The following is a 24,949-nucleotide window of genomic DNA, read 5'->3' on the forward strand; positions in this document are numbered from 1 at the left end:
TCTCCTTTTTTTAAATAGGGCCGCCCCCTACAAAGAGTCAGGGGATGGTCCTAGTAATTAGGGAATATAAATTTCAATCACGTTTTCTTCCTCGTTCAACCACTTTTCTGCTTCCTTTCGGCTGACTTTAATCCCGCCTTCACGATAAGCGTTCTTCGCCAAATCAAAGCTTTCAATTGTCTCCCCATTGATAACGACATTTTTTTCTTCGTGCCCCAGATGATAGACAAACGTAACTGGCTTCTTATTAAATTCATAATCAAACGACAAGCCGTTAAAGATGTTTGGAAGGACTGGGTCAATTACCAGATCCCCGCCCTCTTGACGGATGCCCAGACAATTGGAAATTAACTGATTCATGTAGATTCCAGGACCGCTGGAATAGATTCGCCAGCCGCCTTTAACTGGTACCGAGCCATCACGTAACTTTTCAAAGTTTTCTTCAGCTTCATAACGGGTGTTAAACTTCCCATCAGAACTGCTGAAGTAGGCATTGCTTTGTCTTATTTCTGCATTCGGTACGACCTCCTGGATTCCGATTGGGTTAATCATTTGCAAGCCTTTCCAGACTTCTTCTTCTTTTCCGAGCTTCGCCATTGCTTCGACGAAACGGATATGGGCATGAACATATTGCAAGCCGATTTCCCGACCAAAATTAGACGCCTGCTCTGCACGTTTGAAATGAGTGCTTACACCGCCGAAATAATTGGCTGGCCGATTCATCAAGCGTACACCATCAGGGCAATACAATTTTTCTTTTATTAATTGATAGTGTTTTTCTGCCTGCTCTTCTGTAAGCAACTCACTGATAATCCCCCGCTGCATCGGCAGTAAACGATAATCGATCCCTGTTTTAGTGTCTTCAGGATGAAGCATCATTTCCGCTTCACCTGGCTGTTCCATATAAACGAAACCAGGAAGGACGTCCGTTTGCAGCATATATTTTTTAAAGTCCTGTTCAATTCCGGAAGCAAGTGCTGCTAATTCAGCGGAATCCTGGTGATTGAAATCCTCCAGAACTTCAGACAGCTTAGCAGTAACTTGATAAGTTAACGCTACTGTCCAGCTGCTCACCATATATTGCTTCAATTGGTCATTTGCCGGCTGTAATGTATCATCCCAATCTCCATCTCCATAGGAGGATAGAAACGTATCATGTAAAAAGTTCTCCTTAATATAGTTGATTTCTTTTTTTGCATGCTCAAAGATAGTTACGGTTTCTTCCGTCAGGGCAAACCCTTGATCCCGTCTGCTGTAAGGAACTTTTTCATCAAGAATTTGATAATCTTTCGTTGCGGCCAGATAATCACTTAATGCCTTCAGCGGCCAGACAATAACATCTCCATGACTTTCCCCTGCCTGAATATGGGCATATTTATCAAACATGAACCATTGCGGCCAGCTGCCGTCTTCTTCAAACTGATGTGTATATACCGTTTTTATGATTTCTTTTACAGATTCGTAATTTTGGGTAGCCATAAAATATTCCGTTGGTCCCTGGCAAACATCGCGTGTTCCCCAAGCAGCTCCACTGTATTGTTCGAGACCATGAGGCACAGAGAAGTGTACAAGCATATTGTGGGTGTACCACCAGGCCAAGGCATTCACTTTATTCAACTCTTCTGTTGCCGTACCTTTATGGGAAAGACGAAATCCGTTCATAACCTGTCGATAATATCTTCGGTATCGTTCAATTTCAGTGACAGCCGAGCGCTGCTCAATTAAACGCTCTCCTCCGTGAAGCAGCCCCTGAATAGTGATTCCCCAATCACTTGAAGCCTCCAGTTCGCAGACAACAAGAGACGCGGCCCCCGATTTAACATTGGCTGCAAGCTTCTGCTCATCTAATAATTCAAAAGCGGCTCCGTCCATCTGAATGTTATAGGTTAAATTCGGGTAAATCCCTGCATTCATTGATGATTTATCTGCTGTAATGGTAAGCATCTGTCCATCTCGACTTACTTGATAAGGTACTTCATATTCATTAGGATGCATGACGACTTGATTAGTCATTAAAAAGCGATATTTTTTTCCGCTTTCAGCCTTTACGTTCAGCCGGACTTCAGGTGTATCTACAGTCGTATAGCTTGTGATTACAAATGTCTCGTTTTCTGTTTTGTAATACCAGCGGGCGTAATTGAATCCCATTTCATATAAAGAAGGCATGGTCAGCAATTGATATACACCGTCTATTTCCACATAGAGCCGCTGTCCCGATGTCTTTAACACATTGAGTGCATTTCTTGCATTGGTAAGCAGCTTATTGAAATTTGTATTCCCCACAACAAGCTGGGCATTGAAAATACCATACATCCATGAAGTGGAAGTGATCGTATCTTCCTTCAACCTATCATTTTGTCCAGACATAATAATGTGACCGTGCGGGCGCTCCAGTTGAATTTCTTTTTCTTTTAAGACAACATGTTCATAGCTGTCCGTGAAGAAGGAAAGCAGTGTATTCCCATCCCACTCCTCTTGATGACGATTAGGAAAATATTGATTAATCTCATCGATTGTCAAAGATTCCCCGGTTAAAACTTCCCCGATATCAGAAGCTTTTTCCACCTTATCGATTGGTTCTGCATCTGGATATTCCTTTGCTTCTAACTGCTCCCAAGCTTCACTAATGACCTCCTTTGGAACCGGCTCGGTGACGGCATTTTCATGGTTCTCTTTAAAATACCCATAGAAGATAAACTGACTTTTTCCACCGAGATTTACTTTCTCTGATTGCAGAGCCGTATAAGCAAACTCATATTGGTACACTTCATTGGCAAGTGTGCTCTCATTTAGTACAGCCAGGAAATCTGTTTCTTTATACGATTGGCCAAAAAATTGAAAACCGTCAGTCGAATAGCCGATTGATTTAGTCAGTGAGCCCTGCTGCAAATATGGAAATCCGGTTGATTGCTGCTGGTTCTGGCGTGAACAAACCATATATCCTTTTTCATCACTTTCAAAAATTTGATGGTCAATATATTGAGATATGTATGCTTCATTATTTCTCAGCCCCCCTTTGTCCGCTATTCCGATATCCTGTCCATAAATAATATCTATTTCCGATTCCTGACCTTCTACATTGATTTCCCAAAACCAAACCCCTTGCTCGCTCAAGTGAAAGGTTACTTCATATTTAATATCTTCTATAATCCCTATCCAGGTTACATGTTTATCACTGAATACTGCTTCGCTGCGTGAACGTACACCGAGCAGCGGATAGGCCTCAATTTCATTTTCACGATGCACTCTTAAGTAAAGGTTATTTAGTGATCCATCGACAGGATTTGATATTAATTGATTAATCATGATTGACTTGTAATTGGCTTCTAAAATATCTCCACTTGTTAAAAATGAAAAACTATACTCTCCTGCTGTTAATTTAATCGTTGACTCTTTCGTCATTACCACTTCACATTCCTCCAATAATTCGATGATGATATTAAAACCTGCTTTTACATTGAAACGTTTCAATTAACCACAAAAAAATTAAAAGCGAATTTTATTTCTGCTAATAGTGTTACATACGTTTCGAATATCGATGCAGCGCACTAACAAAGCAGAAATGATTTTTATTCGCCAGTAATACCGGAACGATCAACGCCTTCAACAAACCAGCGCTGTGTAAAGAAATAAACAATGAGTAATGGGAGAATGGATAGCATCGTTCCTGCCATGCTAATCCCTTCATTAATGTTACTTGCCTCTGTATCACCGGTATAAAGCTGATCAAAGGTGGCATTAAACTTTCCTAGCTCTATCGGCAATGTAGTAAGCTCATTACCAAAATAAAGACTGGCGAGTGCTGTTTCATTCCAATACCACACAAATGAAAACAGAAAGGAAATGATAATGGCCGGCACAGCCATTGGGATAGCAATTGTTATAAATATCCGAAAATTCCCTGCCCCATCCAAATGGGCTGCTTCTTCCAGAGCTTTAGGCATCATTCTAAAAAATTGATAGAAAATCAGAATAAAGATCGCGCTATTAAGACCTTGCCCGAACATAGCAGGAAGTAAGAACGATAGAATACTGCCTATAAGTTCCATTTCGTTAAAAAATACATACCTCGGGATTAGGAGCACCTGAGGAGGTATTATAAATGTAATTAACACTAATCCAAACAAAACTTTCTTAAAAGGGAAATTAAATCTGGCAAAACCATAGCCAATAACAGCAGCAACCGCTGTTTGAGCAAGCGATGGGACTACGGTCACATACAATGTTTCCATCAGAGTGGGAAACAAATTTAAGACATTATACGCTACCTGATAATTTTCCACATAAAAAGAGGAAGGAATCCAGCTGATCAAGGGGTTCAGAAGGTCTTCAAGTGACTTAAAACTATATGAGCTCATATAAATAATTGGAAATAAGTAGACAAACCCAATGACGATTAATAGACCGTATACACCAAACTTGAACAGAAAGCCAGCATTTCCCTGCACTCCTAACAGAAAGCTTTTTACTTTAGAAAAGTAATTACTTACCTTTCTTTTTTGAACGTGAGACAGCTTAGTATCCAGCATAATTAATCCTTCCTTTAACGGTACTTTTTATTACCTCTCACTGCCATAAACCCTACACTGACAGCTAAGACAAGCGTTATGACAAGAAAGTACATCCACGACAGCGCGGAAGCGTAACCAAATCCTGTGGAGATTTCGAACATGTTGCCTTGAATGTGCTCGACTACTGGATTCAAAGCGAAAATTGAATAAGTGACAATCGTATAAATTAAATTAACGATAATCATTGGGTACAGGGTGGGTAAGGTTACTTTCCAAAAACATTCCCAATTGGATGCACCGTCAATTTTGGCAGCTTCATATATTTGCCTGTCTGTTTTTTGTAACGCAGCTAAGAAGATTAATATTTGCACTCCTGAATACCATAAAATAATTATCAAGTTATCCATTAAGTACGTCAGAATGGTGTTTAATATCCCATCTGTATTCGATAGAAAAGCTGCAAAAATAGCATATTCCTCAATTGAAGGAATAGAAGTAACGTCTTGTGCCATTAAATCAGTGATTACAGGACCGCTGGCTATAATTACAGGAAGAAAGAAAATTGTCCGAAAAAAACCTTTCATCCGAATGGGCTGGTTGAGTAACAAGGCAATAATTAAAGAAAACACAATGATAATCGGCGTCGAAATTATAAGTTCACGTAAGAATCTAAGCAGCACCTGAGTGAACTGTGTATCAACAGTGAAGGCATACACATAATTTTCAAACCTAATAAATTCAGTTTGAATACCACTTGGCGTGATTTTCACTTTCTGAAAACTTAAGTAGAGGGAATAAAATAACGGAAAAGCCGTAAAAACAAGAAAGCCAATGATCCAAGGAGATAAAAATGTCACACCTATTAAGCTTTTTTTATTCTTCAGCGACATTTGCCTCATGACTGATCCCCCCGGTCGATCACCTTATATCCTTTAGCTTCCACTTCGGCCCCGTCTATATTGACTGCTTCATTTCTATAATTAACCACTATGGCTTTTCCATTAGAGTAACCGACCTCTACAATGTCCGACTCATGCACATGTCGATAAGTGATCGTTTCTCCTTCCACTTCTCCTAAGCTTTGCTCTGCCATTTCATATTGTTCAATGATTTCGCTTTCCCAATTATCGAACTGAGAGGTATAAAGATCCTCTGATGGGGTATGCATCAATTCGTGCGAAGGCTCTGTCGTCAAGTAAAACGATGGATAAGCCCCATACTCTATCATTCGAAGAACCTCGTCATCTGGGCTATTATGAAAATTGGAAAAGGAAGCGTAGTAAGGAACATAACCTTTGAGTACAATTTGTAAAAAAGGTACCGTATCAGATACAAAGCTGTAATTAGAAGAGTACATTGGTATCTCCAAGTAACGATCGGTCTCAGATAACATGTAATCATTTGGTTGATATAAGGACAGTGAATCGACACTGTTCTGCAATTCATTGAACAATTCTTGATAGACTTCAATCACTTCAGGTCTCGGAGATTCACTATTAAAATCAGAGAATAATAGATTTGAACTCGAATCCACTGCTAGATTTGAAATTTCATGTTCCTTATACTTATTACTATCTTCCCTGGCAATTTCTAAAGACTTTGCCGGACTTAAGTAATAATAGTTTGATTCATCACGCTGGCCGGTTATCGTCTCCGAATTAATTTTTCTCGCTACGTCTGTCCGCCCGGAGAAGCCCGATGCCCCATCATAAGCTTTTGTATAATCGGTGTAATAATATAAATGAGTATCGCTGTCTTTAAAGTAATCATTCACCTCTTCAAATTCCCCGTTACTTCCTAACTTACTTTCAAACGGGAATTTCACCGGCAGCGTTCCTGTATATCCACCTTCCGTCCAGCCACGGTATACGACATGCATATTTTCAACATTTTGCTTCTTTAAGCGCTCAACATAGTCAGGCAAGTCCGTTATTTTAGTCATCGCCTGCACAGAGTCTCTCAGCAGACCGCTTTTCACTTCACCGCCTAAAAACTCCAAACGGATATCCACTTGATCTTCTCCTGCTGTCAACATTTCATTTTCAAGCAAATATTCCTGATAGGCATGGGCCATGCCAACATAGTTAGCAGCTTCGTCCTTTAGGAATGTAATCCGTTCTGTGATATCAAATTCATTCATTTCTTCCTGATAAACATTGTAGCCGCTCATATTTTGACTAGTTGGCTGATAATATTGATAGCGGTAATTATATTGAGCCGTTATCCAATGAAAATCAGTGGAGATACCAGATGGATAGGCAATGATATCAGCAAATGTTTTTCCTTCATCGATAATAGCAACAAAACCATTCTTATCGACACCATTCGTCATGCCGTACACAGGCAGTGTAATCTTATGAGCTTTGTTTACTCGATCTTCCCCTTCTTCGGCTGCTTTCCTCTTAAACCCTTCGTCCTCTCCATATATAGCTGATCGATAGGGAGACATGGACGATATCTGCTTTTCATCAAAGCGCATGAGTGCTCCGCTTCCATCTGGTATAAACATATATCCGTCCATGTCCGTGCCTTCAGCAGCACCTAAAAATGGATAAATCCGCATGGAAGCCAGCTTTCTTTCTCCCTCTTCGATACCGCTTTGCGGTACATGAAACTCTATAGAATCACCATCCAGCATGACATCCACCTGAACCGTTATTTCTGATTCTTCAAAGGCGATGGATGCAGAAAAGCCATTGTCCTGCTGAGTTAAAGACACTTCAGAATCGTTAGTTAGAATACTTTCAGAAGAAGTTTTATCTCCATCAATATAATCAATAGTCACAGCCGAATGAGCCATATCCTGCCAGGTATTATTTAAGTTGTATTCTTTATCTTCGGTAAGTCCTGAGGTCCAAATATACCCGGTTTGTTTATTTTCTATTTGTAAGGCTAATGACTCTTCTTCTACATAGAGGGCCAGATTCTCGTTCTCGGCTGCCAGTTTATACCCCTTTGCCAAGGTTCTATCTTCTGCAGATCCGTCCTCATTCTCTGGCTGGGTAAATTGATTTGATTTATAACGAAGCATTTCACTTGAACGTTTCTTTTCTTCTTCTTTTACATTTGTATCAGGCTCACTATTGGTCAGCGTATTGGCTATAGCCTGAACAGGAAAAAGCAGAATAATAACGAGTAACACCCATCTCCACTTTTTAGACACGTAACACCACCTCCTCAATGATCGCGCTCACAAAGCTGTACAATTGGTCAAATAAAACATAAAGAACGAAAAACACTAATACGGAAAGAAACATGCCAAACAGTGTAATTAAAATATTTCTCACCGTTCCCCAGAAGGAAAAGTCGTGAATCTCTTTAATGGTGGTAAATAAAATGATGATTGACCAGACGATAATAATCTGAAGAGAAAATGTATAGATGAACGCTTCATTAAAGGTAAGAGTATTGGAAATCAGCGTAATAGGAAGAATGAATAATATGATCGGGGCTAATGAATAAATTGTCCCGATAAATACATCCCTAAACTTTCCTTCCCCATCTGTGATCGTACTGACTAAGTAATTAACGACAATAAATAAGAATAGGGGAAGTAAGACAGTTCCTGCTTCAAAAAATATGTTTACATTTTCCAATACTCGATTTGTGAAAAGAAAACCTGTCCAATAAATGGACATTAAGTATTCAACCACTAATATCAGATATAATAGAGCAGCAGACAAAACAGATACTTGTTCATAGTTTTTTAAATAATAGATGCTGTCGATCGGCTTCTTAATAAAACGTGTTAAGAATAGAAGTTCACCGACCAGCTTCTTCCGCTTTATTTTACCTGTGGTATTTTTTACGGGCTGCAGTATATTCTTCTTCTTATCCATGAATCTCACTGTATATCTAGCCGTAAAGAAAGCGAAAATGAGAAGGAAAGCGCCTGCTAAGTTTGATTCCATCCAGCGATAGCGAATCTCCCAAAATGCATTCGAATACCCATCTTTATCGTTGGCTAATTTAAATTCTTCTAAGGCTTCATCATATTCCTGCTGCTTATACAGCGCTTCCCCTTTAGCCGTATGGGCCAGTCCAAAGGAAGAGTTTAATCTTAAAATTTCGTTCCAATATTCTTCACTCTCGACATAATAACCTTCTTCAAATAGGGCTAATCCTTGATGGAGAGTCGTCGTAAATTCTGTTGGTTCAAATATCTGAATGTTCCCCTGCTCGCGATCTGTTAAATAAATCCTGCCTACATTGTCCACCTCAATACTAGACGGCTGCATCATTAATCCAAGACGATTGTTTTCAGAGGTCTTTCCGCCAAAGGAAAACAGCAGGTTGCCGGAACTGTCATATTCATAAATAATCCCATCATTGCCAACAGTGAAAATGTTTCCGATGGAACCGACAGCTATATCAACTAGGTTGGTTTCTTCTGTCATGTCGGCAGGTAATATATTGCCGCCCTCTATATTCAATTTCCGAATAGATTCCCAGGTAGTTCCGGAAGTGACGGTATAAACTAAACCTTGATCGTCGATTGATATGTTTCCTGGAGCAGGAGGCTCTTTCATAAAAAGGTTAGCTCTTTGCCGCTGAGTTGTAATCATATCCTGAAGGAAAGTTCCCAGTGATGGCGCTAGAGTATTTGCTCCATAGTATCCTAGGAATGTACCGTCCTGGCTTAATTGAATAATGCCATTGGTCGCACTCTCCCCAATAATGTAGATATTGCCACGTTTATCTACAGATACTTTTTCAGGTTTGTATGGAGCTTTTTTCCCGAATAAAGGGGATTCCGGTCTTCCATACTCCTGAATGACCTCCCCGTCTTCCTCGAACTTAAATACTTTTTCGCTTCCATAATCAGCGACATATACTTCTCCATTCTCATCTGCATAAACACCTAATGGCTGGTTTAATAAACCTTCACCATATTTCTTTAATACATTTCCATCTTCATCAAATTTCGTTACAGTTTGAGTACCTGAATCTGCAATATAGACTTGGTCCTTCTGATCAATATAAATATCTTCCGGATTAACAATCTCTGTTCCCTTACCGAATAAACCAATTGGTGAATAGGCGGCTTGTGTTTCTATAACATTTCCATCAGCTGTTAAAGTTTCTGTTTTGTAGGGGACAGAAACGGAAGCAGAGGAAAGTGTGGGAAACAATGTAATAAAGCAAAAACAAAAAACTAAAATGAAAAATTCCCTCATTTCCCTTCCCTCCTAAAAGTTACTTAATACCAGAGTGTGCCATCGTGTTCATAACTTTACTTTGCATAAAGATAAATATAATCAAATTAGGCACGAACATAATCAATGAGGCAGCAGCTGCCATTCCTTGGCCAGCGACTGAATTACCTCCCGTGTCTGCAGCTAGAGTAGACATGAAAAAGGCGAACGTCTTCAAATTTTCATCATCGACAAATAAAGTAGATGTCTCAGCATTATTCCATACGGCCTGAAAAGCCAGAATAGAAATAGTAGCTATGGCAGGCTTTACTAATGGAACAATGATCTTAAAAAAGATATGGAAATCATTCGCGCCATCAATCTTGGCTGCTTCGATTAATTCGTCTGGTATCTGGTCAATAAATTGTTTAACTAAAAACAACCCGACCGGCATCGCTAATAGGGGAAAGATATGAGCAAAAAAAGTATCGAGCAGCCCTACCTCATCAATTAACAGATATCGAGGAATCACTACAGCTGCGGGAACAAACATTAAAGCAAGTGTATTAATTTCAAAAATTGTTTTCTTAAACTTAAAATTTTTCTTTGAAAATACATAGCCAGCCATGGTACTAATGAGTACCGTAAGGAAAACAACAATCACAGTGATTACGACGCTGTTAAATAAATAACGCGACATAGGGACACCTGTTGCATTCGTATTACTCGCCAAATCATAGAAGTTCTGAAGCGTGGGTTTCTGCACAAAGAACCTCGGTGGATAAGCAAACAGTTCATCGATCGGCTTAAAGGCATGGGAAAAAATATAAACGATTGGAATCATCATTAATACAGCCATGGGAATTAGAAATAAGTAAAACTTTAGTTGACTTCTATGGAACTTATCTGGATTTATTTTCGTGCCATGAAAAGATGCCATGTTCACACCCCTGTAAAATTAGTAACCTATTAATCTTTCTCACCAAACAGCTTCATAGCTACTCTTGAAAAACCATAAATGAATAAGAGCAGCAGTACGGATAATGCAGCAGCATATCCCATTTCATATCGAATGAACCCGAAATCTTCTAAGTGGTTGACAATTAACTGACCCGCATTTTGGGGAGTGGGGTTCTGACCGGAGAGCTCTACTCCAATGGCCCCTGCCTGGAAGGTCGTTACTACGGCCATAACGGCTCCAAAAAGCATTTGCGGCTTCATCGAAGGAATCGTAATATAAATAATCTCTTGAAACCTATTTCGAATCCCGTCAATGTAGGCTGCTTCATATATTTCTCTATCAATATTCAGCACACCAGATAACATCGCGAGAAAACCTACTCCCATGCTCCCCCAAAGTGTCACTAGAATCATAATGACCATTAAGTATTCGGGTGACTGCAAGAACTGAATGGGTTCTGTGATAAACCCCATAGAGATTAACAAGTTATTTAGATAACCTGTCTGATCTCCACTGAAGATAATCTTCCAAACTACTGCCATCGCAACTCCCGCTGTCATAGAAGGCGAAAATAGGATCAAGGCGAGAACGGTTCGAGGACCCTTCGATATCTGCGCTAGCATCCACGCCAGCATGAATGCGAGGATGTACCCCCCAGGCCCTACAATTAAGGAAAACATTAATGTATTCGGCAATACATACTGCATAAACGTGTTATCCTGCGTGATGATATTGACATAGTTGGCCAGTCCGATGAAGGACGGAAATTCTATTGTATTGAAGTAAGTAAAGGATAATCCAACCGCGATCGCTACCGGAATAATGATAAATGTAGTAAATAATAATAGATAAGGCGCAAGGAAAATGGATGTACTTAAATGACTTCTATTCATCAGCTTCCAGCCACCTTTCTACCTTTTCGATTGTTGGAATTTCGTATGGTTTAACCGCTTCTCCCTCTTCCATATATCCGAATTCTTCCAGCTTTCTCCGCATTTCCCGATTAATTAAAATAACACTGTCATCCACGGCCGCACGTGCATTTTCTCCATCAAATACAACTTTATTCCATACATTACTAATCTCACGTTCGACCATATAGGAGAAAGGTGTCTTAGGAACTTCCTTCAAATATTCCCACTGTTCCACGATCACTTGTTTATGTTCTTCCGGCAGCGGCAATTGCTTAAAGGATTGAAGGTTGGCCGTATTCCACATATATTCAGGCCCGTATAATGTTTGTAAGTTGACGGCGAATTCAGTCTGTGTCTCTGTCGACATCCACCATTTCAACAGTTCCCATGAATCTTCTTTCTTGCCACTTCCATCAAAAATCATAGAAGCTTGTCCTGAGCCTGAGGCCCATCTTTCAACAGTTCCATCTTCCTGCTCAATGCCAGGCTGTGGAGTGATATTCCACCACCCAGAGATTTCAGGGGCTGCCGTAGTAAGTTCAACATACGTACCAAACGGGGCAACACCAATCGGCAGAGTAGAATATCTAAAATGGTTATAGAATCTAGGAACCTGCAGAGGCATACTGTAGATTGTACTTAAATCAGCCATGAATTGAATGCCTTCAAGCGCATTTTCCTCATCAATAGTTGTACCGATGCCATCTTCTTCATATAAACTGCCGCCGAATTGATAGATAAATGGAGAAGTCGTTTGAAATGGCTTAAAAGCAGACTCCTGAGCTAATGGGGTGTAATAGTTCATTCCATATCTCTGCAGCTCAGGCAATATCGATGTGACTTCCTCCCATGTATTTGGTATAGGTATATCTAACTCTTCCATAATGTCCTTACGATAGAATTGCACAAAGAAGTCTTGAGTTTCAGGAAGCGCGTAGACTCCATCTTCGATCACTAAAGGAAGGAAAGCCCCTGGTGAAAACTGCCGGCCTACTTCGCTGAAATCCTCGAATTGCCTTAAATCAACGGCTGCTCCTCGAATTGCCAGTTCATAGGGAACCCAGTTACTAATCCCTAAAGCTAGATCAGGCTGCGTGTCGGCAGCGCTTGCTAAAACAAGTTTTTGTTCATCCGGCATTAAAGAGTATTTCACTTTAATGCCTGTTTCTGGTGTGAAATTCTGGTCAGTGATATTCTGCAGCAATTCCACATATTGTCTCGGGCGATTCACCCACACTTCCAAGGTGTCTTCCTCCACCTCAGCAGTTGCTAAGTTATCCTCTGTAAAAGACCGAAAAAACCCGCTTACTGAATCTTTCGCTTTTGTTAAAAAACCAGCCTCTGCATCCGGAATGGAAGTATCTCCGTGTACATAGAATCGGTCAAGCAGAAGCGGCTGTTTGGATAAATTCATAGATATGTCCCCAAGCAGCTGAGCAGCAGAGTTAGACCCTGTCGATAATTGTGTCAGTTTATTTGGAATTTCATCTGGTTCAGCCGCTAAATTTTTCAGTTTATCAATTGCTATTTTCAATGAAGCTATTTCAGTAGACTCCTGTCCATCATTTAAAGTAACGAGATAATCCACTTCTTTAGTAAGTTTCTCAGCCATGCCGAGCAATTGTTCCTCTACTCCCGGGATGTATTCCTCAATATCCCAGTCACGCGACCCTTGCTGATTTCCGACTAACTTGCGAATCGATAGAGAAAGCTCGTCAATTTCACGCATGACTTCATCGATGGCAAATAACACACGCCCATGTGGAGAAGGATCTGCTTTTAGGCTTACTTTGTTCTTTCCTTCTTCCAGATAAAAGAAGTAAGGCTCTCCTTCTTCATTGCTTAACGTCTCGTTGTACCACTCTTTACTATATTTGAATTGATATTGCTCCATTTCCTTAAAAGGAACTCGATCATTGATCAATAACTTTCGGTAGACAGGTGCTCTTGATTCATTTTCTTGAAACGCTTTAAAAGATAATTGATAAAAACCCGCTTCTTCTGCTTCTACTTCCCAGCTGACTGTCTGACCCGGCTCTCTCCAGGAATCCCCCCCTAAAGTATTTAATTGGAGAGAGTCTTGGGAATAAGGGTGGACAGAGGGATCCTCTGTTGCTACTGGTCTTATGTAGGAACTATTTTTCTCTGATGGATGCTCAGCTTCATAGGTTTTTAGTTCCTTGTGTTTTTTCGCATCTTTACGGCTGGCTGCGTAGTCCTCATAATCAGGAATCTGTTCCGGTGAGGTTACATAAACATCCCCAACCAGCATTTCACCTCTTAAATTAAGTAAAGAGATGGTATTTTTCCCTTTTTTCAAATGAAATTGGAGCGGGCGCTTATACATATAGGTGGAATCCTCTGCTTTTACATGCGACCACTGTTCAATAGGTTCTTGTTTTGGAATAATTTCATTTCCTGAACGATCTGTTTCAAATTCTTCTGTTTCATTTTTCCATTTACTCGGAAATACAATTTGCCTGCTTTCTGAGAATGGATATTCACCATTGATTTGGATTGCACCCTCTATTGGCATTATCAAATCACCTTGTGGTAAATAATCAAAACCAATTTCGTATAATCCTTCTTCTTCGACCTCGACTTCAACCGTTAATGACTTTTGATTACGCCAATAGAATACGCGATCCTCATAACCTTGGCTCTCCGATGGGGATAATAATTCGTTATCATCTATACCTATAAATGAAGAAGGTGAGATAGCACGCTCGAATTGAGCGATGCTATCTAAACCTTTTTCTTTCCATTCGTTGAGTTCGAGGTGATAACTCTGTTCTTCAATTTCTTCCACAACGTTCTCTTCATCGTCTTCACCGTTAGCCAGGGCAGCCGTTTGTGGGATAAAGAACAGCATCAATAGCGACCATAACAGCACCTTAGATTTCATGATGTTACCTCCTCAGCCTTTTTCCAGCTTTACTCTCCGATTGCCTCAAGTTCTTCTTGATATTTCTGATTGGCCAGTTCATTGATTTGGCTGGCATAATTCTCAATATTTACTTCCCCTGATACGCTTGCATCGATTAAAGCGCCCATCGCAGCATTAGATTCTTCACCTACAGATACTCCTGTCGGTGCTTCCCAGCGTGCTTGTCCATAACCCGGGGTTGTCTTAAATGGTTCTACAACTGCATTTTCGATATTTTCATAAGCTTTCACAAGACCAGGAACATCTACTCTTTCAAAATAAGCATCCAGTACTTCTTGGTCTGTCAGCAAAGGAACACCGTTTAAACTCACGTCTTCTTCTGCATCAGCAATCTCCATACGCTTCATGTAACCTTCTTTACCAAAGCCCATCCATTTCGCTAACTCATACGCTTCTTCAGGGTGTTCCGTAGCACTGGAAATTCCATAATAATCATGGGTAACAACTGTTCTCTCACCAGGAATACCAATAAAGTCCCAGTCAAAATCAGCGTTTTGTTCATAAACACCGATTGCCCAGCTGCCATCCCACCTGATTCCAATACCATTATTCATCCATACTTCATTAGCATCTTCACCATCAAAATTAGCTTTTTGATCTTCAGACAATGTGGCATAAGCGTACCCACTGGTATTAATATTGTTCGCTAAATCAATTCCCCCAATGAATTCACTGCTGTCTAAGTGAAATCCGTCATTGAATGTGTACCAGCCCATGTCTTCACTTGCAGCAGCAGGATACCATTCAGGAATCGCGTTCGCTTCATTTAAACCGACAACGCCTTGGTTGATGTTTGTAATGTCACTAACAGATGCTTCAAATTCATCAATACTCATACCCAGATAAGGCACATCAAGATTGGCATTATTATAAAGGTCTTTGTTTACAAAGTAGCCAAGAATATGCTGCGCTGCAGGAATACCATACACAGTCCCGCTATAATCGTTGGCTTCCCTTACTGTTTTAGGAATTGCTTCATAATCTTCATCTGACTCCACATATTCGGTAACATCCAATCATTAGCAATACCAGTTGGAAGGTGTGCGATCGCAAATACGTCCGGCATTTCACCTGCGCTTGCGGCAGAAGCTAATGACTCTTCCCATGGGTCGCTGATAGATTCATCAATTTCAACCTTAATATTCGGGTGCTCTTCCATAAATGCATCAAGCATCATTCTATCCAAGTTGGCTTCTCCTTCAGTACCAAACGACCAGCTTGCAATGCTGAGCGTCACTTCTTCCCCATTTCCACTGTCGTCTGATGATTCTCCTTCTGAGCTTGAATCGTTTGAACATGCAGCCAGAAGGGAAAAGACTGTTAACAAAGTTACAATAGACAACCATCTTTTCATTTCATACACCTCTTTTTAATTTTTTATAGGTAAGCCAGTGGCTTAACTTTTTTTAATAAAATCAATTGTCACTTCCTTCTCAAAAGAACGAAGTAAATGAACCTTGAAAATTGCGTCTGATTTTCTTTCTATTTTTACCCCTTGGGTTTCAACCGGTTGCCATTTAAACGTTTCAAAAGAAAGCAATTCCTTATCCTGCTTTAATCTTACCTTCATGGATAAGGTGTCTTCACTTTCTGTTAATTCGAATACTTCCGCTGTACCGAACAGAATCTTCACATCTTCTGTAATCGTTATATTAATCGGAAGCATCAATCCACCTTTTGGAGGCACTGAAATGCTTTCACCTTCAAACAACTGCAGATTATTCCTATCGACTGTTGTAACTTTCTTGTATTCATCAAAGTTATGAAGAAATACAAAATAGCTTTCATCAGAAACTTCTCTGACAGAAATATCCAGATTCTGTTCCAAGGTAAATTCACTAACTACTTCAATCCTTTTTGCGAGCTCACGAATAATGTCATATTTGTAATGGAAATCAAGCTCCATTCCTACTCCGAAAACAACCAGCTTACCTTTTCCCAACCTTTTTTTAAAGGCAGCGATATCTTTACTTTCGTCTTCTGACCAGGCAAATGCTCCTTCATTTACATCAAAAGCTTCAAAATATTTAGTTTGAACACTATCGATTTCTCCAACGGTTACAAAGCCTTCCTTTCTCCCTTTGAGGCTTACACCAATATAATCTTTTAAGAGCGTACACTCTTTGTCATTAAGATCCTTTGTTGGTATGGTTGGAAAAAGGATAAGGCGGCCTCCGTTTTCTAAGTAATCTATAAGTTTTTGTTGAATAGGCCGATCCATCCAATTCAATGAAAACATCCATAGGCTGGGAACCTTATTTACATCGATCGGCTCATCGTTTTGAATATTTAGACTGTCATAGATTATATTGCTCACTCGAAGTCCTTTGGCTGTACCATTATAAAGATTTATATCACTTTCTCGTTGAAACGTTTCAATTAATAGGGAAGAAAAAAGATTACTATATTCTGTCATGTAGTAATCAGGATAAAAAGCTAAGCATGTGTTGGAGATTTGTTTTGCATTCATTAAAGTTTTTTCAAAGGTGTGGAACATTTTCCCTAAATGCTGGATCACTTCGAAGTGTGGATTCTTTTCACCGGAAGCTGATAATGGTGCCTGCCATTCATGTCTTCTCCCGTTCAAACCGATATTTTCATAATTCTCTCCACCGACAAACATGTAATAGTTGACGGCGTTCATTCCATTTGCAAAACAAAGACGTGTGGTCAAATCAAATGTGCTCGGCTGCAATCTGGGCTTATCAGAAGCAGATCCACCTTGAAATTCCGCAGAAAACAGCGGCTGTTCCGGGGACTGAATGGCTTTGGTAAATGAGTTGGCAAGAACAATATCCGTATAGTTATCAAATTCAATGTTTCCTATATAATAATCCCCTGCCACAAGGGTATCTTCCATTTTAGCCGCTTCTAATAATTGAGAAACTCCGATTGGATACCTCGTCCCTCGTTTTAAATAGTCAATCGTATGAAATCCATGAATATTAAGGATAAAAGGAACAGATATCCCCTCTTTTTGCGCCAGCTTTTTTAAATGTTCAAGGTACATACGATAATGAGTGCGCATAAAAAAGTAGTATTCGTTTTTTATTACTTTTGCCAAATTATCCTCTGGATGATCAGCCATAAACATAAGCGGATCTGATACATTTGTTTCTGTAAGGGCTTGATTTTCTTCTAAGTATTGTTCGAATTGTTTTTTAGTAACTTCATTATAATCACCCGTTTTTGTCACCCAATGAAACATGCCAACTTCATTATCAAGCTGGAACATGATTACTGGCCCGCCATTAGAGATTTGGAACGGCTCAATAATTGAACAGACCGAGTGATACCAGTTTTCGACCTTTTTCAAAAAAGTTGGGTGCATATAACTGACTACTCTAGTAGGATGCGGAAGCCCCTTCTCAGTTTGTGCCACCGCTTGTGGGTAATTATCTATAAACCATGGCGGGACACCATGATCAACAATCTCTGCCATAACATAAGGCCCAGGTCGGACAAGACAATACACGCCTTCATCATTAACCAACCGTAAAAAGCTTTGGAAATCACGTTCCGATCTAGTTTCACCAGTCAAATCTATGGTTCCTTCTTTATACTCATGAAATGTCCAGGGTACATAGGTGCTTATCATGTTGACCCCTGCTTCTTTTACTTGCTGAATCCGATTCCTCCATTCCTCTTTCGGTATTCTAAAGTAATGAAGCTCCGCGCCAAAAATACAAGTTTCTTTCCCATTGATTATGACCTTTTCATTTTCTATTCGGATCACATACGCCCCCTTTCTAGCTTGATTGACGAGGTATAAATTCAATAGGTGTTTCTTCCTCACTGTCATCCCCGTCTTTTTCCAGCATGTTGAATAATGTTTTTGCTGCGGTTTGTCCCCATTGTTTTTTCTGAACACGGACGGTCGATAAAGGCGGTTGAAAGTACCTGGCTAAATCGATATCATCAAACCCTACAAAAGCCATATCCTCAGGCACCTTTAACCCTTTTTTCTGTACAGCTTTGATCGCACCCATCGCCATTTCGTCGTTTGCGGAGACAAAGGCTGTGGGATAATCGTCATGATCTTCCAGAAATTTATTCATACTCAGTAAACCACTGATTTCCGTAAAGTCAGCCCTGATTAAGTCATCTGGATTAAAAGTGAACCCATGATGAGTAAGGACTTCTTTAAATCCTTCCAAACGACTTTCACCATCGAATGATTCTATAGATCCTCCAATAAAGCCAATTCGTTTATGCCCTTGTTCCACAAGGTGATTTACGGTGTATGACATGCCAAGTTTATTAGGTAATAAAATTTGTCGAATATAAGGATTCTCTAATTCCCGGTCTAATACTACAATTGGAAATTTTTCACTCGCTAAACTGTCTAATAATTCATTGCTGATATGATAATTCAGTATAATAGCACCGTCTACGTATCGTTCTACCAGCAAACGATGTTTATCATCCGAGGCACATACGACCATTTCATACCCTTGTTTAATAACAGTATCTTGAATTCCTTCTAATAATTCATTAAAAAACGGTCCTGTAAATCCACTTAAGAAGAGGCCTATGATATTAGTCTTTTTTTTCTTTAAATTTTTGGCGTTACCATTCGGACGATAGCCGAGTTCTTTGGCAGCCTGCATAACTTTATCTTTTGTTGGTTTGGTTATCAGTTCACTGCCATTCATAACGTAGGATGCAGTGGCTACACTTACTTTTGCTCTCTTGGCAACATCTTTTAACGTAGACAAACTTTTCCCTCTTCTCTTAACTTACGACAGCTATTATTTTTCATTGAAACGTTTCAATAAAAATTATAGCGAATTGTGTAAGCGATTACAATATATTTTTCTGAATTTTATCACGATTCATATCTTCTAATCGTTTAACAGGAATATAGTCTTGGATTATTTTTACATATATTGGTTCTTTAACGTTAAATAAGGAAATCTAATAGTTGTTTAGAAGTATGTATTTGATGAACAAAGAGATGTCTATATTGAAAATGGTACAAATTATTTAATAAAAAGCTATTTAGCGTAAACTAAATAGCTTTTTATAATAGTTATTAGTTCACTTCACAGGTTTAAACAGCGACTTAATAAATCCAGTAAGCCCACCTTCTTTAGAACTTTCGCTTTCGGATTTCTCAGGGGTTTTCAATTCAACTTCGTCTTTTTCTATCGCATAATCTACTGTCAAAATAGCTCCAAGATCCGTTTCCGCATCCTGATTGGAAACTGTCGTGTGGCGAATCCTGTTTTGATCTGCTACCTTCCGATACGGCTTGCGAAATCGATAGCTGACTTTCCCGTTTAACAACAGCTTCGCATCTTTATATTCTTTCATCGCTTGGGATAACTCATTTAGGCCCGCTTTTTGCATAACCTGACCTTTCGTTAACACGAGCACCACGCGTTCTCTTAGTGTTCCGAGGTATCTCTTACGTTCGGCTGGCTTTGTTTGCCTGCTGCCGTAAATCCCTTCCTGTAAATAGTCGTCTACATTAGGTTTTTTCATGGTGATTCTCCTTACTCTGCACGTTTCATTTCTTCTTTATTTATGTCCTATCCTCGCATATCCATAAGCAGGCGGCAAATAAATAAACTCGTCAAGATTAAGGAACTGAATATACTATTTTTCTACGATAACCTCATCAATCTGCTCCCCAAGATGACGGCCTGGTTTATCCAAAATACCCAGCACTTTGTGTCCTGTCTTTAATTCCAATATGGATACTTCTCCTTCACTTTCTTCCATAAGATAGACACTTGAGGATTTTTGCAGTGTAGCTGAAATCATTCGATCCCCGCTTTTGGCTTCTACTCTTACAAATGGCCGCTTCTCAATTTTTACGCGTCCAATGGAAATTTCACGCTCCGTTTTTTCATCCGTAATCGTCAGCTTCTCGCCTGGATTCAGCTCATGCAGATAGAAGGTCTTCTCTTGTTGATATAAATATTGATGAAAAGAACCGCAGTTAAGCCGGAAAGGACGCGGAGGATATCCTTCAGACTCACGGTTTTCTGCCAGGACTTTTAAATAGCCGTGCCCTGTATTTCCTACATAAACACCATCCGTAGGACTTAGGATATCAATAAAATCAAGGCAGACTCTCATTCCTTCGCCTACTTCTTCTATTTTTGTGATTTCTAAATATTCTTTGTTCATTTGGCTAGTCATTGGTATGTACCATCCTCCCTCATGTATTCTATCTTTATTTTCCCGCTTCAAAGGGAGGTTTGTCCACCCCCATGAAAGAGATCGACTTAGGGATAAACGTTCTTACACTTTTTGAATACTTCCTGATAAGTGATCATATGTTATTCCTGTCCAGCAACGATGGAAGACTATTTATAAAGAATACATAAGAGCCTATATACCTATTTATATTCACTCCTTGTGAAGTTACATAATATCCCTTACGCCTTGTCCTCAAAGCATTTCCTCACTCCTTCTTAAATCCTCTCCTTTGAAACAAGTGTAAAATAAAGATAATTGGTTCTATTCTGACTACTTTTTAAAATAAAGGTAGTTAATTGGATGTATTTTCAAATTTTATGTAATCTCTTACAAAAAATAATATTAATCGCTTTCACCATTGCTATCATCACTGGAGTAGTTCTAAATACCCCTTCAGATTGGATAAAAATACCTCTATTGCTGTTTTAACAAAAAATGTTTAGTGTATTCAGTGTGCAACCGGTTGCTCAACAAATTAATACATGAGGTGAAGCGTTTAAATGACTAAATCAACGAAACGAATGTCACGCATCATTGCTGCAACGGCTATAGCAGCTACTCTATTTTCTATACAAGCTCCGAGTGTTTTAGCCGTTACTCAACCACACCCAGATGAAGAATTGAATCAAGAAGAAGTAAAAAAACAATTGCAAGTCGAAGGTGTAGATCAAGTTGAGAATGGAGTAAAACTTGACTTAACCTCTGACCAAACCGCATTTATCCGGCTATTCTCAGAAGACATGGCGAAAGTGTCCATTCTAAAAGAGGGAGAAGAGGAATACTTTTCTGAAGGCATCGCAAAGAAAGAATGGAAGACACCATCTTTTGACCTTTCACAAGAAGGCGATGAAATCACCCTTTCCACAAGTGAAATTACAATTAAAATCAAGAAGGAGCCATTTGGCATAAAATTCCTTGACAAACAAGGGAACGTAATCAATGAAGATTACATGGAAAATGGTGCTGGTTATGATGGCGAAAAACCATACGTCTATAAAAACACAACCGAGGATGAAGCATTTTATGGTTTTGGTGAACAAGCCGGTCTTAATTTAAACCAGCGTGGAGAAAGTATTGGAATGTTCAATACGGACGCCTATGGATATCAAACCGATACGAAATACTTATATACCGCTATCCCATTCTTTATTGGTTTGAAGGATGAAAAAGCTTACGGCATCTTCTTCGACAATACCAACCGCACATATTTTGAAATGGCTAGTGAAAGTGATGACTATTATTACTTCTACGCTGATGATGGGACGTTGAACTATTACTTCATGTACGGTCCTGAAATCAATGATGTACTTGATCGTTATACAGAACTTACCGGTAAAATGGATAAACCGGCTAAATGGTCCCTGGGTTTACACCAGTCTAAATGGGGATATAGCGATGAAGATATAGAAGAAGTAGCAGAAACTTATCGCAAGAAAGAAATTCCTATTGATACGATGCACTTTGATATCGACTATATGGATGAATACCGCGTCTTCACATGGGCTGATAAGTTCGGTGATGAAGCCCTTCACAACAAGCTAGACAACATGAATTTCCACAAGATTACCATTAATGACCCCGCTGTAAAGAAAGATCCAGGTTACTTTATGTATGACGAAGGAACCGAAAATGAATATTGGGCTAAAAACCCTGACGGAACTGACTTTGTTGGGGAAGTCTGGCCGGGAGATTCCATGTTCCCTGACTTCTCTCAAGAAGATGTTCGTGAATGGTGGGCGAGCAAACATAACATTCTCTTCGATAAAGGCATCGATGGAATATGGAATGATATGAACGAACCCGCTGTGTTTGATGGTCCTTATCACACCATGCCGCTGGATGTAACGTTTGGTAAAGGAGAAAACCAACGAACACATGCTGAATACCACAACCTTTACGGACATGATGAAGCTATGGCTACATATGATTCATTTGAAAAATATAAGCCAAATACTCGTCCGTTCGTCTTAACACGTGATATGTATGCCGGTTCCCAGCGTTATGCAGCCTTATGGACCGGAGACAACGTGAGTCAGTGGGATCATTTAGAGATGTCTATCCCCATGAACACAAATGTCGGACTATCTGGTGTTCCATTTGTCGGAAATGATATTGGTGGATTTGCTAATCGTCCGGACGCTGAAATGTTTGCCCGCTGGATTGAGGTTGGTGCCTTCCTGCCTTTCTCTCGTATCCATTACGATAGTGACGCTAAATCAGAGGTAAAACAAGGACAAGAACCTTGGGCGTTTGGACCAGAAGTTGAAGAAATCAGTAAAAAATATATCGAAATGCGATATCAACTGATGCCTTACTTGTATAACGCCTTTAAGGATGCTTCCGAAAAAGGAACTCCAGTTCAGCAGCCATTAGTTTATCAATTCCAGGAGGACGAAAATACCCATAACCTGAGTGACCAATTTATGTTCGGTGATTCCTTGATGCTGGCTCCAGTTGTAAAACAAGGCGAAACCGAACGCGACGTCTACCTTCCGGAAGGCGAAACTTGGGTGGACTTCTGGACTGGCGAAGAATTTGAGGGTGGACAAACAATTAATACACAAGCTGAATTAAGCCACCTTCCGATATACGTCATCAAAGACTCCATCATTCCTACTCGCGAGGTTCAGCAATATACAGACGAGAAACCGCTTAAAAACCTTGTGTTAGACACTTACCTGGAAGAGGAAGCAAGCTACTCCTTCTATGAGGATGATGGGGCTACCTTAGAATATAAAGATGGCGAATATAACATTACGAACTTCAACATCGAGCGTAAAGGTAAGCACGTTGAGTTTACGAACGAAAAAGAAGCTGCTGGCTTTGATTCCGATTTGGAATCCTACACCTTGAAACTTAATGGTGAAAAAGCACCAAGGAAAGTTCAAGCGGCAAATGCAAAATACAAGCAAGTGAAGTCTGTTGAGGAAGTGAAGTCGAATCAGGAAACATACTTCTTTGATCAAGAATCCGAAGCACTTTATGTGAACGTTCCTGTAGACGAAAACAAAAAAGTAAAAGTGTTCTTTAAATAAACTCTAATGAAAGACTAGCAGGCTTTGCCTGTTAGTCTTTTGTTTTATCATTTAAACCAGGGGTGACAGCTGTGAACAGTCGACTTTCCCGATCCTAATCTTTTAAATCTCTGCTTCTTTTTCTATTTTTTTAACTTCTCTACACTCTTTGCTTGTTTGGCTGGTCATTGGTATGCACCCTCTCCCTTTGTCATATACATTTCTTTCAAAAGACTTACAAAAGACTCCAAAATTAGCGATTGCCACAGACAAGTGTTGGTGATACCTTAAAGATGTATTCAAAATAATCCTTTTAAACAACTAAATTCTATCTCAATTGAAAACCAACATGTGAGGTATTTCACTTATTATCCCTGACAGCGGGGTCTCTGTGAATTCAGGTCGCTCTAGAGCCTATGCCCTTACCGGTGACTACATGGAGAGTGAACCTGCATGTGTTTATATACTTAAAAGCTTGAGAAAGAAAGCGAAGTGAATCTATGAAAAAACCGATTGTCCAAGAGAATTTAAAGAAGATTCCATTATTCAAGGAACTTTCAGATACTGAAATCGATCATATTGCCTCTATTTCATCGGCTAAAATTTATAACGCCGGTTCTTATGTATTTATGCAGGATGAACCTCTCGCGACTGTTTATTTTATCGAATCTGGCAAAGTGAAAATCTATAAAACAGATATTCATGGCAAGGAACAGATCGTTTCAATATTAGAAGCGGGAGAAATGTTTCCTCATGCCGGCTTCTTTCGTGGAGGATCATATCCGGCTAATTCTGAAATTATGAAAAAGGCCCGTTTGATTTGTATTCCTATCCATTCTTTTGAAAAAATTTTAGTCGAGCAGCCTGAGTTATGTGTGAAACTATTTAGAGTGTTAGGCAGTAAAATCATCGACCTTCATGATCGTTTAGAGGAGCAGATACTCCACAATACTTTCGAGCAAGTGCTGATGCTGCTCATTAGACTGTCTCGTACCAATGGTCAGCCTCATGGTGCGGGAGAATTTAAGCTGACAAGTACTTTTACCAACCGGGAGCTTGCGAATATGATTGGTACTTCCAGGGAAACCGTCAGCCGTACGTTGACCCAGCTACGAAAGAAAGGTGTACTTAAAGTATCTGATGAAGGGTTGTTTATTATTAACCAAGAGAAACTGGAAGAAGAAATGATTTCATAGAGTTCCCAAGGTGTGCATTATATCACTAACTGTCGTAAAAGTTCCTGCTATGATAAAGCCA

The 24,949-nt window shown here is 39.7% G+C and carries 15 protein-coding genes and 1 pseudogene; 2 read left to right on the plus strand and 14 right to left on the minus strand.

All coding sequences use genetic code 11. The features are described from left to right. Positions 1 to 57 precede the first annotated feature (57 nt). The 14 genes and pseudogenes from HUS26_RS13320 to HUS26_RS13385 form a co-directional block, all read right to left on the minus strand. Complete coding sequence (locus HUS26_RS13320; RefSeq protein ID WP_173918846.1) at positions 58 to 3,402, minus strand: GH36-type glycosyl hydrolase domain-containing protein; 3,345 nt, start codon at positions 3,400 to 3,402, stop codon at positions 58 to 60. Between the two features lie 167 nt (positions 3,403 to 3,569). Next, positions 3,570 to 4,529, minus strand: coding sequence for a carbohydrate ABC transporter permease (locus HUS26_RS13325; RefSeq protein WP_173917622.1), 960 nt, complete (start codon positions 4,527 to 4,529; stop codon positions 3,570 to 3,572). Positions 4,530 to 4,543: 14 nt separating this feature from the next. Further along, on the minus strand, positions 4,544 to 5,410 hold the full coding sequence (locus tag HUS26_RS13330; RefSeq protein WP_173917623.1) for a carbohydrate ABC transporter permease: 867 nt from the start codon (positions 5,408 to 5,410) through the stop codon (positions 4,544 to 4,546). Further along, positions 5,407 to 7,674, minus strand: a complete 2,268-nt coding sequence (locus HUS26_RS13335) for a DUF5696 domain-containing protein (RefSeq protein WP_173917624.1) — start codon at positions 7,672 to 7,674, stop codon at positions 5,407 to 5,409. The genes HUS26_RS13330 and HUS26_RS13335 overlap by 4 nt, the downstream gene beginning before the upstream one ends. Next, on the minus strand, positions 7,667 to 9,688 hold the full coding sequence (locus HUS26_RS13340; protein ID WP_173917625.1) for a YIP1 family protein: 2,022 nt from the start codon (positions 9,686 to 9,688) through the stop codon (positions 7,667 to 7,669). The genes HUS26_RS13335 and HUS26_RS13340 overlap by 8 nt, the downstream gene beginning before the upstream one ends. A gap of 19 nt (positions 9,689 to 9,707) precedes the next feature. After that, positions 9,708 to 10,586: a carbohydrate ABC transporter permease gene (locus HUS26_RS13345; protein WP_173917626.1), complete on the minus strand. Its 879-nt coding sequence runs from the start codon at positions 10,584 to 10,586 to the stop codon at positions 9,708 to 9,710. A gap of 29 nt (positions 10,587 to 10,615) precedes the next feature. Then, positions 10,616 to 11,500, minus strand: a complete 885-nt coding sequence (locus HUS26_RS13350) for a carbohydrate ABC transporter permease (RefSeq protein ID WP_173917627.1) — start codon at positions 11,498 to 11,500, stop codon at positions 10,616 to 10,618. Next, complete coding sequence (locus HUS26_RS13355) at positions 11,493 to 14,426, minus strand: extracellular solute-binding protein (RefSeq protein ID WP_254434200.1); 2,934 nt, start codon at positions 14,424 to 14,426, stop codon at positions 11,493 to 11,495. The genes HUS26_RS13350 and HUS26_RS13355 overlap by 8 nt, the downstream gene beginning before the upstream one ends. A 29-nt stretch (positions 14,427 to 14,455) precedes the next feature. After that, positions 14,456 to 15,466 (minus strand): ABC transporter substrate-binding protein, encoded by a 1,011-nt coding sequence (locus HUS26_RS13360; protein WP_173917628.1) that lies wholly within the window; start codon positions 15,464 to 15,466, stop codon positions 14,456 to 14,458. Beyond that, on the minus strand, positions 15,424 to 15,822 hold the full coding sequence (locus tag HUS26_RS13365; protein ID WP_173917629.1) for an extracellular solute-binding protein: 399 nt from the start codon (positions 15,820 to 15,822) through the stop codon (positions 15,424 to 15,426). The genes HUS26_RS13360 and HUS26_RS13365 overlap by 43 nt, the downstream gene beginning before the upstream one ends. A 42-nt stretch (positions 15,823 to 15,864) precedes the next feature. Continuing rightward, positions 15,865 to 18,204: a beta-galactosidase gene (locus tag HUS26_RS13370; protein WP_173917630.1), complete on the minus strand. Its 2,340-nt coding sequence runs from the start codon at positions 18,202 to 18,204 to the stop codon at positions 15,865 to 15,867. 13 nt (positions 18,205 to 18,217) lie between these two features. After that, on the minus strand, positions 18,218 to 19,186 hold the full coding sequence (locus HUS26_RS13375; RefSeq protein WP_173917631.1) for a LacI family DNA-binding transcriptional regulator: 969 nt from the start codon (positions 19,184 to 19,186) through the stop codon (positions 18,218 to 18,220). Between the two features lie 322 nt (positions 19,187 to 19,508). Then, entirely contained in the window at positions 19,509 to 19,955 is a 447-nt protein-coding gene (locus HUS26_RS13380; RefSeq protein ID WP_173917632.1) for a YueI family protein, read from the minus strand. A 114-nt stretch (positions 19,956 to 20,069) separates the two neighbouring features. After that, positions 20,070 to 20,675 (minus strand): annotated as a pseudogene (locus tag HUS26_RS13385) (3-dehydroquinate synthase II); the annotation flags it as partial. Between the two features lie 503 nt (positions 20,676 to 21,178). On the opposite strand from HUS26_RS13385, the gene HUS26_RS13390 reads away from it, so the two are divergent. Together HUS26_RS13390 and HUS26_RS13395 are read left to right on the plus strand one after the other, a co-directional pair. Continuing rightward, positions 21,179 to 23,713 (plus strand): glycoside hydrolase family 31 protein, encoded by a 2,535-nt coding sequence (locus tag HUS26_RS13390; protein WP_173917634.1) that lies wholly within the window; start codon positions 21,179 to 21,181, stop codon positions 23,711 to 23,713. Between the two features lie 479 nt (positions 23,714 to 24,192). Then, positions 24,193 to 24,888, plus strand: coding sequence for a Crp/Fnr family transcriptional regulator (locus HUS26_RS13395; protein ID WP_173917635.1), 696 nt, complete (start codon positions 24,193 to 24,195; stop codon positions 24,886 to 24,888). Positions 24,889 to 24,949 lie beyond the last annotated feature (61 nt).

Source organism: Halobacillus sp. Marseille-Q1614, from assembly GCF_902809865.1.
Classification (GTDB): domain Bacteria; phylum Bacillota; class Bacilli; order Bacillales; family Halobacillaceae; genus Halobacillus_A.

Bases quoted from the DNA above. Each gene is read 5' to 3' on its own strand.
- HUS26_RS13320 (WP_173918846.1), bottom strand. From the start codon at position 3,402: ATGACGAAAGAGTCAACGATTAAATTAACAGCAGGAGAGTATAGTTTT.
- HUS26_RS13325 (WP_173917622.1), bottom strand. From the start codon at position 4,529: ATGCTGGATACTAAGCTGTCTCACGTTCAAAAAAGAAAGGTAAGTAAT.
- HUS26_RS13330 (WP_173917623.1), bottom strand. From the start codon at position 5,410: ATGAGGCAAATGTCGCTGAAGAATAAAAAAAGCTTAATAGGTGTGACA.
- HUS26_RS13340 (WP_173917625.1), bottom strand. From the start codon at position 9,688: ATGAGGGAATTTTTCATTTTAGTTTTTTGTTTTTGCTTTATTACATTG.
- HUS26_RS13345 (WP_173917626.1), bottom strand. From the start codon at position 10,586: ATGGCATCTTTTCATGGCACGAAAATAAATCCAGATAAGTTCCATAGA.
- HUS26_RS13350 (WP_173917627.1), bottom strand. From the start codon at position 11,500: ATGAATAGAAGTCATTTAAGTACATCCATTTTCCTTGCGCCTTATCTA.
- HUS26_RS13355 (WP_254434200.1), bottom strand. From the start codon at position 14,426: ATGAAATCTAAGGTGCTGTTATGGTCGCTATTGATGCTGTTCTTTATC.
- HUS26_RS13365 (WP_173917629.1), bottom strand. From the start codon at position 15,822: ATGAAAAGATGGTTGTCTATTGTAACTTTGTTAACAGTCTTTTCCCTT.
- HUS26_RS13380 (WP_173917632.1), bottom strand. From the start codon at position 19,955: ATGAAAAAACCTAATGTAGACGACTATTTACAGGAAGGGATTTACGGC.
- HUS26_RS13390 (WP_173917634.1), top strand. From the start codon at position 21,179: ATGACTAAATCAACGAAACGAATGTCACGCATCATTGCTGCAACGGCT.
- HUS26_RS13395 (WP_173917635.1), top strand. From the start codon at position 24,193: ATGAAAAAACCGATTGTCCAAGAGAATTTAAAGAAGATTCCATTATTC.